General features: G+C 60.9%; 13 protein-coding genes. 6 read left to right on the forward strand and 7 right to left on the reverse strand.

Annotation, left to right across the window (positions count from 1 at the left end; all coding sequences use genetic code 11):
- Positions 1-32: 32 nt before the first annotated feature.
- On the forward strand, positions 33-524 hold the full coding sequence (locus tag AC245Y_RS15810; protein WP_017994821.1) for a MaoC family dehydratase: 492 nt from the start codon (positions 33-35) through the stop codon (positions 522-524).
- The gene (locus AC245Y_RS15815) at positions 521-988 is read left to right on the forward strand and encodes a MaoC family dehydratase (RefSeq protein ID WP_012758454.1); all 468 of its coding nucleotides are present in this window, start codon (positions 521-523) and stop codon (positions 986-988) included. The genes AC245Y_RS15810 and AC245Y_RS15815 overlap by 4 nt, the downstream gene beginning before the upstream one ends.
- 24 nt (positions 989-1012) lie before the next feature.
- Here AC245Y_RS15815 and AC245Y_RS15820 read toward each other — a convergent pair whose 3' ends face one another.
- The 4 genes from AC245Y_RS15820 to petA form a co-directional block, all read right to left on the reverse strand.
- Positions 1013-1555, reverse strand: coding sequence for an adenine phosphoribosyltransferase (locus AC245Y_RS15820; RefSeq protein ID WP_003561340.1), 543 nt, complete (start codon positions 1553-1555; stop codon positions 1013-1015).
- Positions 1556-1670: 115 nt separating this feature from the next.
- On the reverse strand, positions 1671-2555 hold the full coding sequence (locus AC245Y_RS15825) for a cytochrome c1 (protein ID WP_012758455.1): 885 nt from the start codon (positions 2553-2555) through the stop codon (positions 1671-1673).
- 25 nt (positions 2556-2580) lie between these two features.
- The gene (locus AC245Y_RS15830; protein ID WP_012758456.1) at positions 2581-3849 is read right to left on the reverse strand and encodes a cytochrome b; all 1269 of its coding nucleotides are present in this window, start codon (positions 3847-3849) and stop codon (positions 2581-2583) included.
- Between the two features lie 14 nt (positions 3850-3863).
- Entirely contained in the window at positions 3864-4442 is a 579-nt protein-coding gene (gene petA, locus AC245Y_RS15835; RefSeq protein WP_012758457.1) for a ubiquinol-cytochrome c reductase iron-sulfur subunit, read from the reverse strand.
- Between the two features lie 284 nt (positions 4443-4726).
- On the opposite strand from petA, the gene AC245Y_RS15840 reads away from it, so the two are divergent.
- Positions 4727-5659 (forward strand): endonuclease/exonuclease/phosphatase family protein, encoded by a 933-nt coding sequence (locus AC245Y_RS15840; protein WP_017994823.1) that lies wholly within the window; start codon positions 4727-4729, stop codon positions 5657-5659.
- On the opposite strand, the gene AC245Y_RS15845 is transcribed toward AC245Y_RS15840, so the two are convergent.
- A complete protein-coding gene (locus tag AC245Y_RS15845; RefSeq protein WP_012758459.1) occupies positions 5615-7528 on the reverse strand; it encodes an ABC transporter ATP-binding protein in 1914 nt (637 codons plus the stop codon). The genes AC245Y_RS15840 and AC245Y_RS15845 overlap by 45 nt on opposite strands.
- A 162-nt stretch (positions 7529-7690) precedes the next feature.
- Here AC245Y_RS15845 and AC245Y_RS15850 point away from each other — a divergent pair, with 162 nt between their 5' ends.
- Entirely contained in the window at positions 7691-7921 is a 231-nt protein-coding gene (locus tag AC245Y_RS15850; RefSeq protein ID WP_012758460.1) for a CopG family ribbon-helix-helix protein, read from the forward strand.
- Positions 7922-8033: 112 nt separating this feature from the next.
- On the opposite strand, the gene AC245Y_RS15855 is transcribed toward AC245Y_RS15850, so the two are convergent.
- Positions 8034-9890, reverse strand: coding sequence for an ABC transporter ATP-binding protein (locus tag AC245Y_RS15855; RefSeq protein ID WP_012758461.1), 1857 nt, complete (start codon positions 9888-9890; stop codon positions 8034-8036).
- A 385-nt stretch (positions 9891-10275) separates the two neighbouring features.
- On the opposite strand from AC245Y_RS15855, the gene AC245Y_RS15860 reads away from it, so the two are divergent.
- Complete coding sequence (locus AC245Y_RS15860) at positions 10276-10737, forward strand: tRNA (cytidine(34)-2'-O)-methyltransferase (RefSeq protein ID WP_017994826.1); 462 nt, start codon at positions 10276-10278, stop codon at positions 10735-10737.
- 218 nt (positions 10738-10955) lie between these two features.
- Positions 10956-12602, forward strand: a complete 1647-nt coding sequence (locus AC245Y_RS15865; RefSeq protein ID WP_012758463.1) for a Na/Pi cotransporter family protein — start codon at positions 10956-10958, stop codon at positions 12600-12602.
- Between the two features lie 3 nt (positions 12603-12605).
- Here AC245Y_RS15865 and AC245Y_RS15870 read toward each other — a convergent pair whose 3' ends face one another.
- Positions 12606-12866, reverse strand: a complete 261-nt coding sequence (locus tag AC245Y_RS15870; RefSeq protein WP_012758464.1) for a hypothetical protein — start codon at positions 12864-12866, stop codon at positions 12606-12608.
- Positions 12867-12975: the final 109 nt, after the last annotated feature.

Below are 12975 nucleotides of genomic sequence, written 5' to 3' on the forward strand. Positions count from 1 at the left end.
GCATTGTGCGCTGCATATGGCGGGAGGAACGAATGTCGGCAGAAAAGCTTTCCTTCGAGGATTTCCAGCCCGACCGCCGCTTCGCGCTTGGCCCGAAGCTGGTGACCGCCGAGGAAATCATTGAGTTCGCAAGCGAATTCGACCCGCAACCGATGCATATCGATGAGGCTGCCGGCCGCGCCAGCATTCTCGGCGGCCTTGCCGCTTCCGGATGGCATACCTCTTCTATGTTCATGCGCATGATGGCCGACAGTTATGTGCTGCATTCGCTCTGCGAAGGTGCGCCGGGCGTCGATCTGATGGAATGGCGAAAGCCGGTGCTTGCCGGCGACACGCTATCTGGCCATTCGACCGTGCTTGAAGCCCGGCCGATGCGCTCGCGCCCTGGCATCGGCATCGTCAAGTTTCGCCACGAGGTAGAAAACCAGCGCGGCGAACTCGTCTGCGTCTCGGAGAATTCAGTCATGTTCGGCATGCGTGCCCGGCCCGCGGATATCGGCATAAGCCCGGAGACATCAGCATGAGGATGTCCGAGCTTTACGCGGTTGGCGAGAAGGCCGAGATCGGCAAGTACACTTTTACCGAGGAAAACATCATCCGTTTCGCGACGCGCTACGATCCGCAGCGTTTCCACGTCGACAAAGAAGCCGCCAAAGACACCCTCTTCGGCGATCTCTGCGCCTCGGGCTGGCACACCGCCGCCGCCTGGATGCGGACCTTCCTCGCCTTTTGGGAAAGGCAAAGCGCCGCACTCGCGCAAAAGGGCCAGACGTCACCGAACCTCGGCCCCTCACCCGGTTTCCAGAAACTGCAATGGCTGCGGCCGGTTTTCGCAGGCGACGTCGTGACCTATTCCGTCGCCTTCCTCTCCAGCCGGGCGCTCGCGTCGCGGCCGGGATGGCACCTCAACACCATCCTCTGCGAGGGCGTAAATCAAAACGGCGATACCGTTATCCGCTTCGAAAGCGGCGTGCTCGAATTCGACTGACGCTGCAGGCACGAGGACGAGGGCTCAGTGGCCGGAAAATTCGACCAGCGTGTGCACGACGACGCCGAGCTCTTCCAGCTTCTTGCGTCCGCCGAGGTCCGGCAGATCGATGACGAAGCAAGCGCCGACCACTTCCGCGCCGATCTGGCGCAGCAGCTTCGTCGCGCCGACCGCCGTGCCGCCGGTGGCGATCAGGTCGTCGACCAGGATCACCTTCTCGCCGGGCTGGACAGCATCGCGATGCATCTCCATCTCGTCGACGCCATATTCCAGGCTGTAGGCGATGCGCACGGTCTCGTGCGGCAGCTTGCCCTTCTTGCGGATCGGCACGAAGCCTGAGGAGAGCTGGTGCGCCACCGCGCCGCCGAGGATGAAGCCGCGCGCCTCCATGCCGGCGATCTTGTCGATCTTCGTGCCTGCATAGGGCTGCACGAGCTCATCGACCGCCCGGCGGAAAGCGCGTGGGTTGCCGAGCAGTGTGGTGATGTCGCGGAAAATGATGCCGGGTTTGGGGTAGTCGGGAATGGAGCGGATGCTGGCTGCAAGCTCCGAAGTCGTATTGTTCATGGAAAATCCATATCTGCGAAGGCATGAAACTGGCCGGACTTTATCAATTGCCAGGGGCGGAACCAACAAAAAAGGCGGCCCGCAGGCCGCCTTTCGAAATCTGGCGGGGAACCGCTCAGTGTTCCTTATTGGCGTAGATCGAGCGCTTCGTCAGGTAGATCAGCACCGTGAAGATCGCCAGGAAGATCATGACCATGAAGCCCGTGCGCTTGCGCTCCTCGAGATGCGGCTCAGCGGCCCACATCAGGAAGGCGGAGACGTCCCTCGAATACTGGTCGACCGTCGCCGGCGCGCCATCGTCATAGGTCACCTGACCGTCGGAGAGCGGCTTCGGCATGGCAAGGACGGCGGCAGCGTGAAAATAAGGATTGTAATGTGAACCCTGCGCCACCTGGAAGCCGGCCGGCGGCTCTTCATAGCCGGTCAGCAGCGCGTGGATGTAATCCGGGCCACCTTCCTGATACTGCGTGAAGATGTCGAAGACGAATTGCGGGAAGCCGCGCTCGACCTCGCGAGCCTTTGCAATCAGCGAAAAGTCAGGCGGAGCCGCACCGTTGTTGGAGGCAGCAGCGGCCTCCGCATTGGCGAAAGGCGCCGGGAAGTGGTCGGAGGGGACCGCCTTGCGGGTAAACATCTCGCCGGTGGCGTTCGGGCCGTCCTGGACCTCGTAGTTCGCGGCGAAAGCCTTCACCTGCGCCTCGGAATAACCGAGCTCATCGAGCATGCGGAAGGGCACGAGGTTCATCGAATGGCAGGCGGAACAGACTTCGGTGTAAACCTTGAGGCCGCGCTGAAGCTGACCCTTGTCGTAGTGGCCGAACGGACCGGCAAAAGTCCATTCCTCCTCCTTCGGCTCCTTCAGCGGATAGTGCGGCGTCTCACTTTCCGCGTGATGGGCCGGAGCCGCACCGTTGGCGGGCGTCGCCTCCTGGGCCAGCACCGCACTGCCGAGACCGGCGGCAAATGCGAGCGAGAGAATGCTTGTAACAAGCGTTTTCATATTTCTATTCCCTTCCGTCGCTCGCTTATGCCTTGACCGCTACGGTCTTGTTGCGCTTTTCGAGCACCGCTTCGGTGATCGAGTTCGGGATGCGACGCGGTGTTTCCACCAAGCCGAGAACCGGCATCGCGACCAGGAAGAAAGCGAAGTAGAGGAGCGTGCAGATCTGCGAGATCGTGGTGAACAAGCCTTCCGCCGGCTGCGAACCGAGCCAGCCGAGGATGATCGCGTTGATCACGAACAGCCAGTAGAACAGCTTGTACCAGGGGCGGTAGACGGCGGAACGGACCTTTGAGGTATCGAGCCAGGGCAGGAAGAACAGCACGATGATCGCGCCGAACATCACGAGCACGCCGCCGAGCTTGGAGTCGATCGGGCCGACGTTGAAGGTGATCGAGCGCAGCATCGCGTAGAACGGCAGGAAGTACCATTCCGGAACGATGTGGGCCGGCGTCTTCAGCGGGTCGGCCGGGATGTAGTTGTCGGCATGGCCTAGGAAGTTCGGCAGGTAGAAGACGAAATAGGCATAGACCATCAGGAAGATTGAGACGCCGAGCGCATCCTTCATCGTCGCATAAGGCGTGAAGCGCACCGTGTCCGTCTTCGTCTTGACCTCGACGCCCGTCGGGTTCGTCTGGCCGACGACGTGCAGCGCCCAAATGTGCAGGATGACGACGCCGGCGATCATGAAGGGCAGCAGGTAGTGCAGCGAGAAGAAGCGGTTCAGCGTCGGGTTTTCGACCGCAAAGCCGCCGAGTAGGAACTGCTGCACCCATTCGCCGACCAGCGGAAAGGCGGAGAAGAAGCCGGTGATGACGGTGGCGCCCCAGAAGGACATCTGGCCCCAGGGCAGAACATAGCCCATGAAGCCGGTCGCCATCATCAGGAGGTAGATGACCACGCCGAGGATCCAGAGGATTTCGCGGGGCGCCTTGTAGGAGCCGTAATAGAGGCCTCGGGCGATGTGCAGGTAGACCGCGACGAAGAAGAAGGATGCGCCGTTGGCATGCATATAGCGCAGCAGCCAACCGTGGTTCACGTCACGCATGATCTTTTCGACGGAGTTGAAGGCAACCGACGATTCGGCCGCATAGTGCATGGCGAGCGTAACACCCGTCAGGATCTGCACCACCAGCATAACGGCGAGCATGGCGCCGAAGGTGTAGGCGTAGTTCAGGTTACGCGGAACCGGATAGGCGACGAAGCTGTCATAGACCATGCGCGGCAGCGGAAGGCGCGCATCGACCCATTTCTCGAGGCCGGTTGATGGCTCGTAGCTGGAATGGCCACTCATTAATCAGTCTCCCCTCAACCGATCTTGATCTTGGTATCGGACAAAAATGAAAAGGTCGGAATCGCCAGGTTCTGCGGCGCCGGGCCTTTGCGGATGCGGCCGGCCGTGTCGTAGACCGAGCCATGACAGGGACAGAACCAACCATTGTATTCGCCGGCCTGGCCGAGCGGCACGCAACCGAGATGCGTGCAGGTGCCGATCATGACGATCCAGTTTTCCTTGCCCTTGCCGCCCGAACGGTCAACACCCGTTGCCTGAGCGTCGACAGGAAGGTTTGCATTGCGCGCGACCGGGTCCTTCAGATCAGCAAGCTGGACGGCATTTGCCGCTTCCACTTCCTCAGGCGTGCGGTTGCGGATGAAGATCGGCTTGCCGCGCCATTTAACCGTCAGGGACATGCCGGGCTCGAGGCTGGCAACGTCGACTTCGATGGAGGCGAGAGCAAGCGTCGAAGCGTCAGGACGCATCTGATCAATGAACGGCCAAGCGACCGCGACGGCGCCGACGGCGCCTGCCATACCAGTGGTGAGATAAAGGAAATCACGGCGAGTGGGTTCGCCCATGCCCTCGCTTGTCGTTTCGTGTTCGCTCACGGCTAACATCCTCTGCGCAATTTTCGCGGAATTCCGCCCTGCCCCCTCTACCGGCGAATCTCTCTGGACACAATTCGGCCATAGATTCCCCGGCAATCCGGCGCGTTCTATGCTTGATCGCAAATTATGTCCAGCCTTGGCAAGGGGATGAGGGCACAATGTCGCGGGAAATTTCGGATGAATTTTTTAAGGCAAACACGCGCTTGCCATTATGTTGCATTGCAACAAAAACGCCCTCGTGATAGGCGCAGTCCAAGCCATGCCAGTGAGCCGGACCGGAGCGGATGAGAGACACGATTTTTTGCGTATTCAGCGTTCTCACGACCCTCGTTCTCGCCATTATCTCCCTGCGATACGTCACCGATTTCTATCTGCTATCTTTCTTTTACAGCTTCCAGGTCCATCTGGCGGTGGCCGGCACTGTGGCCTCGGTCGCTGCCCTTCTCGTCAAGCGGCACTGGTATGGCCTGCTGACCCTCGCAATATCGGTGGTCCTTGCCGTCCACGGTGTCGTGATGATGCGCGAATTCGTCGAACCATCCGTCGAGGAGAGCCGCCCGGCCCTGTTCAGGCTGATGTCCTTCAATATCGAGAACGATAATTTTGCAAACGGCCCTGACATCGCCGACATGGTCATTGGCTCGGGTGCGGACGTCGTCAACATCCTGGAGGCTGAACCGCTGCTGTCGGAACTGCCACGGTTGCTGAAGACCTATCCCTATTACGTCGGCTGCGGCGTCGGCATGGAGCAATGCGACACGCTGGTGCTGTCGAAACGTCCGCTGATCGAACCCCGCATCCGCAATCTCGGCCTGCTCTGGCGCAACCGGCTGACGATCTCGACGATCGATTTCGATGGCCAGAAGGTCAATTTCCTCGCCGCGCACCTGACCAAACCTTATTACGACGAATTCCACGGCCTCGAAATCTGGGATCTCGCGGAGATCATCCCTACCCTTTCGGGACCACTCGTTCTCGCCGGTGATTTCAATACGTCGATTCTCGCGCCCGACGTGCAGTATCTCATGCGCACTCAAGCCCTGGGCACGGTATCGCTGGAACCCGCGACATGGCCGATCCGCGCCGGCGCCTTCGGCATTCCGATCGATCATATCTTTACCCGGGCGCCGCTGCGGCTGAAATCGGTTCGCCGCATCGAGAATGGCTTCGGGTCAAATCATTTTGGCCTCATGGCGGAATTCGTCATCGACCCTTGAGCCCGCATCCTCGTCTGTAGCAAGGAAGCCGCCGGACTGGCGCGCCCAAAGTTCGGCATAGAGCCCGCCGTGGCGAAGCAGTTGGTCATGGCTGCCTTCCTCGATGATCCGCCCGAGATCGATGACGATCAGCCGGTCGAGCGCGGCGATCGTCGACAGCCGATGGGCGATCGCAAGCACTGTCTTGCCTTCCATGATCCGATGGAGATTGGACTGGATCGCCTCTTCCACTTCCGAATCGAGCGCCGACGTCGCTTCGTCGAGAACGAGGATCGGCGCGTCCTTCAGCATGACCCGGGCAATAGCGATACGCTGCCGCTGCCCGCCTGACAGTTTGACGCCGCGTTCGCCGACATGCGCATCGAAACCTCTACGACCCTGCTGATCCTGCAGACGTTCGATGAAGTCGATGGCTTCGGCGCGCCTTGCCGCCTCCACCAGCCCCTCCTCGCCGGCATCGGGCCGTCCGAACAGGATATTGTCGCGCACGGAACGATGCAGCAGCGAGGTGTCCTGGCTGACGACGCCGATCTGCATCCTGAGAGATTCCTGCGTCACCGCTGCAATATCCTGGCCGTCGATGAGAATGCGGCCGTCCTGAATATCGTAGAGGCGCAGCAGCAGGTTCATCAGCGTCGATTTCCCGGCACCCGAACGGCCGACGATCCCGACCTTTTCGCCCGGGCGGATGGTCAGGGAGAAATTCTCGACGACCGGCTGATGACCCTTGCCGTAACGGAACGAAACATCGTCGAAGCGGATGCCGGGCTGTCGGATCACCAGGGACTTCGCATCCGGCCGATCGACGAGCCCCAGAGGCTGGGAGATCAGCTCGGCGGCGTTCTGGATGGTACCGAGATTGCGCATGATGCCGTTGAACTGCGTCATCAGCCGTCCGAGCAGGAAATTCAGCCTGAGCACCAGCGCCAGCGAAAACGCCACGGCGCCGGAACTCACCAGGCCGCGCAGCCAGAGATCGACGCTCAGCCCCGCCATCGTTACGATCATCAGGCCGGAGAGCAGCGCCATCGAGGCCCGGACGCCGGTGATGAACCGCGTGAAGCGCAACACCGTATCCTGATAGATATCAAAGCCCTGACGCATGTAGCGGTCGCTCTCCTCGTCGCGGGCAAACAGCTTCAGCGTCTGCATGTTGCTGTAGGAGTCGACCATCCGGCCGTTCAGCATCGATCCGGCTTCCGCCGTCTCGCGGGAATGCTGGCGGATCCGCGGAACGAAGTGGCGGGCAAGCAGGCTGAAGGCGCCAAGCCAGAACAGCACGACGGCGGCAAGGGAAAAGTCCAGCCGGGCGACGAGCACGAGCGTCGTTACGGCATAGATGCCGACGAACCAGACGCTTTCCATCAGCGAGGTGACGAGATCGCCGGTGGCCTGTCCGGCCGACCAGACCTTGGTGACGATGCGCCCGGAAAAATCGCTCTGGAAGAACGACAATGACTGCCTGGAGACATGGAGATAGGATTGCCAGCGTGCGAGATTGTAGAAGCCAGGCGTGATCACCTGCTGGTCGACGAGCGCGATCAGGAAGGCGATGACGAAGCGCACCAGCCCGATGAGGGCGAGCATCCCGAACAATTCGCCGCCATGGGCAGCGAGAAGGCCGCTCCAGCCGGCCCCCGGCGTGATGCTGCCGAGGATATCGACCAACCGCCCGACGAACCAGAAGAGTGCGGCCTCTATCGCCGCCGACGTGCCGCCGAGAACGAGCATGGCGATGAACGGCATCCTCGCCTGGCCGATATAGAACCAGATGAATCCGAGCGTCGAGCGCGGCGGCTGCAGATTGGCGCGTGGGCGGAACGGATCGATCCAGGTTTCGAACCGGCGGAGGATGGGGTGCAGCAACATAGAAGCGATATAGGCGGATTAGCCGTGCCGGCAAAGGGAATGAAAAGCGGACAGAATGTTATATTTTGGTAATTATCGGTAACATCGGCGGCATACCCATTGAATGCCCCCGAACCGGTCACAATCTCACGTTACGATCGCGCTTTACCGGAGACCATATCCATGGAAACGAAAATGCTCGATGTGCATGTTCCGCTTCCGCTTGCAGAAAGGCTGGATGCCCTGGCATTCGCCCTGGGGTTGCCGCGCGACGAGATCGTCGCCGAGGCCATTACCACCTGGATCGATCAGGAGGAGCACCGCCGCCTCGTCGCGCTTCGCACGATCGCCGCCGCCCACACAATGGTCGTCGTCGAAACTCACCGCGTGATCGATTGGGCCGACAGCCTTTGATCGGATAGGACGCAAACGCGCTCAGATCTTCAGCAACGGTCGGCAAGCTGGAACCCCCCTAAGAATTCACGAGGCCCTCTCCGCTTTCGCAGGGAGGGCCTCATTACTCTTATTATTCCGCCGCCACTTCCGCTTCGTCGGCGTGATCGGAGAGGAAGCCGCCGGACTGACGGTTCCAGAGGTCGGCATATATGCCGCCTCCTGCGATCAGCTCACTGTGCGAGCCGGCCTCGATGATCCGGCCCTTGTCGAGCACGATCAGCTGGTCCATCTCCGTCAGCGTCGACAGCCGGTGGGCGATGGCGATCACCGTCTTGCCCTCCATCAGGGCGAAGAGGTTTTCCTGGATCGCCGCCTCGACTTCCGAATCGAGTGCCGAGGTTGCCTCGTCGAGCACCAGGATCGGCGCGTCCTTCAGGAAGACGCGGGCGATCGCGACGCGCTGCCGCTGGCCGCCGGAGAGCTTGACGCCGCGTTCGCCGACCTGCGCGTCGAGCCCCGCGCGGCCCTGCATGTCGACCAGGCCTTCGATGAACTCCCAGGCATTGGCGCGTTTGGCGGCCTCGATCACCTCGTCGTCCGTTGCTTCGGGGCGCCCATAGGCGATGTTGTCGCGGATCGAGCGATGCAACAGCGAAGTGTCCTGCGTCACCACGCCGATCAGCGAACGCAGGCTTTCCTGCGAAACGCCGGCGATGTCCTGCCCATCGATGGTGATGCGGCCGGCCTCCAGGTCGTAGAAGCGCAGCAACAGGTTCATCAGCGTCGTCTTGCCGGCGCCGGAGCGGCCGACCAGACCAACCTTCTCGCCGGCCTTGATGTCGAGCGACAGGTTGTCGATGACGCCCTTGCTCTTGCCGTAGTGGAAGCGGATGCGGTCATAGTGGATCGCGCCCTTCTTCGCCGTCAGGGTGGGTGCGCCCGGCTTGTCGACGATGTCGTGCTGTTTGCTCATCATCTCCATGCCGTCATAGACCGTGCCGATATTCTCGAACAGCGCCGAGACTTCCCACATGATCCATTGCGACATGCCGTTGACGCGCATGGCAAGACCGATGGCGATGGCGATGGCGCCGACTGAGATCGCCCCGTTCAGCCAGAACCAGATCGACATGCCCGAGATGACGAAGAGCGCAACGCAGTTGTTCACGTAGACGAAGATGTGGAAGAGCGTCACCTTGCGCATCTGCTTGTGCACGGTCTGCAGGAACTCGTCCATGCCTTCCTTGGCATAGACCTCCTCGCGGCCCGCATGCGAAAACAGCTTGACCGTCGCGATATTCGTATAGCTGTCGACCACGCGCCCCGTCATCATCGAACGCGCATCCGCCTGCGCCGCCGCGATCTTGCGAAGCCGCGGCACGAAATAGGCGACGATGCTGATATAGACCGCGAGCCAGACGAGGATCGGGATCATCAGCCGCCAGTCGGCTGCCGCAATCACGATGATCATCGTCAGAAAGTAGGTGACGACATAGACGAAGACGTCGAGGATCTTCATCACCGTTTCGCGCACCGCAAGCGAGGTCTGCATCACCTTGGTGGCGACACGCCCGGCAAACTCGTTGGCGAAGAACGACATGCTGTGACGCAGCAGGAAGCGGTGCATCTGCCAGCGTGCGATCATCGGATAATTGCCGAGCATCATCTGATGCATGATGAGCGAATCGAGCCCAGCTACCAAAGGCAGGCCGATCAGCACCAGCGCCGCCATCCAGAAAAGCTTGTGGCCTTCTCTCTCCAGGAATGTGGCGCGGTCGGCATTGGTCAGCCAGTCGACGATGTCGCCGAGGAACTGGAAGAGCGCCACTTCGCCGATAGCGATCAGCGCGGTCAGCACGGCCATCAGGCCGAGCCAGGGCGCAGCCGGCTTGCTGTAATGCCAGCAAAAGGCAAAGAGACCTTTCGGCGGGACGACGGGGTCCTCGCTTGGAAAGGGATTGAGTCGCTGTTCGAACCAGCCAAACATGAAATTGCTCCGAAACGTCAGCGTTCCGGCTCCCGGCTTCGCGCCATCCCAGCGCTATGCAAGCACATATGGGAACCGAACGTTCAAGGGGCGAGGCTGAAACAGCCGCACAATGGATCAAAAAGGAAATTCAGGGAAGAAATCCGCACTATCGGCGGAAAATCGCACCGCTTGGCATCACGGCCAGGAGGCGCACATACAGCAAAATATTCATTCTGGCGCTCCTTGCTGGCGATTAAAGATATGCACCGATAACGCGAAAATGAGGAATTTTCCAGCCCTGTTCTGCCACATATTTCATCTTTTCGGGTCCAAACGCGCCCTGTTGCGTCGAAATCACAGTTGCATTAGGCCCTTTGCGGTGAAAGCGGAAAGATAGCGCATCATGACTTCACTCAGACTGGCACTCTATCAGCCGGATATTCCCGGCAATACCGGCACGATCCTGCGTCTTGCCGCCTGCCTTGGCTTTGCGGTCGATCTGATCGAGCCCGCCGGCTTCGACATCTCCGACCGTAACCTGAAACGGGCCGGCATGGACTATATCGCCGCCGCCGCCCTCACCCGCCATGTCAGCTGGGACCGCTTCGAGGCGTGGCGTCTGACCACTGGCCGCCGCCTGATCCTCGCCTCGACCAAGGCTGCGGAGCGCTACACCGATCTTGCCTTCCGCCCCGACGATGTCCTGCTCTTCGGCCGCGAAAGCGCCGGCGTGCCGGATCAGGTGCATGAGAGGGCCGATGCGCGCGTACTGATCCCGATGGTCGAAGGCCAGCGCTCGATCAACGTCGCCGTCTCCGCCGCGATGATCGTCGGCGAGGCGATGCGCCAAACCGTCTGGGCCTGACGGACACCGGCGCTGGCAGAGCAAAAGCCCGCGAAATTGCCGATCCGCTCCGGAATATGTCGCAAAATAACGTTGTCTATCCGTCAAACCGGCGTATATTTATTAGCCGGGCAATCAAAAATTCAGCATTGGCCTCCATGATTCCAATAAGTTTGGAACGGTCATGTGAGGAAAACAGCACTTCTCCAGATCTGTGAAAGAAGAATAAAAACAATAAAATGGACTCTACAATCATCATGATCAACCTGTTCGGCGCCGTGGCTCTGCTGCTGTTCGGCCTCGCGCAGGTAAAGGATGGCGTATCCAGAGCCTTCGGCGCCCGCCTGAGAACAGGCCTGGCGACCGGCACGCGCGGCGGTCTTCGTTCTTTCCTGTCGGGCCTCGTCGCGACAATCGCGCTGCAAAGCTCCACAGCGACGGCGCTGATGACGGCCTCCTTCGTCGAGCGTGACCTGATCAAGCCGCGCATGGCGCAGATCGTCCTGCTCGGCGCCAATGTCGGCACGGCAATCACCGCCTGGATCGTCGCAACGGGCATCGAATGGCTCTCTCCGCTCCTGATTCTTGCCGGCATCGTGCTCTACCGCGGCCGTTCCAGCGCCAGCCAGGGCGGCGGCACGGCGCTGATCGGCATCGGGCTGATGCTGTTGTCGCTGCACCTCCTTGGCCTTGCGACGGAACCGATGCGCGCTTCCCCCGCACTCGCCGCCTTCATCGGCCTGCTGGATAACGCCCTGCCCGTGGCGATGATCATCTCGGCAGCACTTGCCTTCGCGTCCTCGTCGAGCCTTGCGGTGGTGGTGCTCATCCTCTCGCTCGCCTCGGCCGGCGTCGTCTCCGCCGAACTCGTCATCGTGCTCGTACTCGGCGCCAATCTCGGCGGGGCGATACCGCCGGTCGTCGCGACATTGTCCGGCCCGGTTTCGGCACGGCGCGTCACCCTCGGCAATCTCGCCGTCCGCACGCTCGGCTGCCTTATCGCCCTGCCGCTGGCGGGTTATGGCGCGGAATTCATCCAAATGCTGCCCTTCGGTCCTGCCAAGCTGCCGGTCGACGCGCATCTTGCCTTCAACCTTCTGCTGGCGGCGCTGGCCTGGCCATTCTCCCGGCCGCTCGCTGCCCTGATGGCCCGGCTGGTGCCTGATCAAGCCGAGCCCGATAGCGCGCCGAAATATCTGGATGCGCAGGAGCTTGCGACGCCGGTCGTGGCCCTCGCCAGCGCTACCCGCGAAGTGCTCGGCGTCGGCGATCTGATCGAGCGGATGCTGATCCGGGTCTCCGAAGCTTTCGAGCGTAACGACGCATCGAAGCTTGCCGAGATATCCACCCTCGAAGAGCGCGTCGACCGGCTGCAGCAGGCGGTGAAGGTCTATCTCTCGAAGCTCGGCCGCGAGGGTCTCAGCGACGAGAACGCCCGCCGCTCGATCGTCGTCATCGATTATGCGATCAACCTCGAACATATGGGCGATATCATCGAGAAGGGCCTGCTGGAGCAGGTGGCGAAGAAGATCTCTCTTGGCCTGAAATTTTCCGATGACGGTCATCAGGAACTGCGCAAGCTGTTCGATTTGACGATCGACAATCTGCGCGTCGCCCAGACAATCTTCGTCACCCGCGATTTCAATCTGGCGCGCCAGATGATGGAGGTGAAGGTCGAGGTGCGCCGGATGGAGAAGCAGTCTGCCGAGCGCCACCTCGAACGCCTGCGTGATGGTCGCGCCGACAGCCTGCAAACGAGTTCGCTGCATCTCGACATGCTGCGCGATCTGAAGCGCCTCAACGCCCACATCGTCTCGGTGGCGCATCCGATCATGGATGAAAACGGCCTGCTGATCGAAAGCCGCGTGCGCGCCACTGCGAAGTGACGGTCAGTCTGCCGAGGGCAGACGGCGCATGGTGAATTCGATCTGGTCGCCGTCGAGCTGGCGCCAGCTTTCCACCTCGGTCCAGTAAGCGGCTTTCGGATATTCGTCGAACCATTCGCGCGCCTTGGCGCGTGCGTCCGTGAGGCCGAGGCAATATGTCTCACGCACGAAATGGTCTTTCTTGCTCGGGGGATTTTCCGCCCGATGTCTCGCTATCCTGCGCTTCAGGCCGTCGAAGGACGGAGGCCCTGGAACTTTTTTCATCAATCTACCTCCTCGGAAAAGGTAATATCGAAATTCTCGATTTGCGAGTCGAATCTTGGAGGCGCCGGGTGCTTGCCTCGGCTTGGCGAGATGCAGCACCAACTGCTAA

It is taken from the genome of Rhizobium sp. SRDI943, from assembly GCF_057653695.1.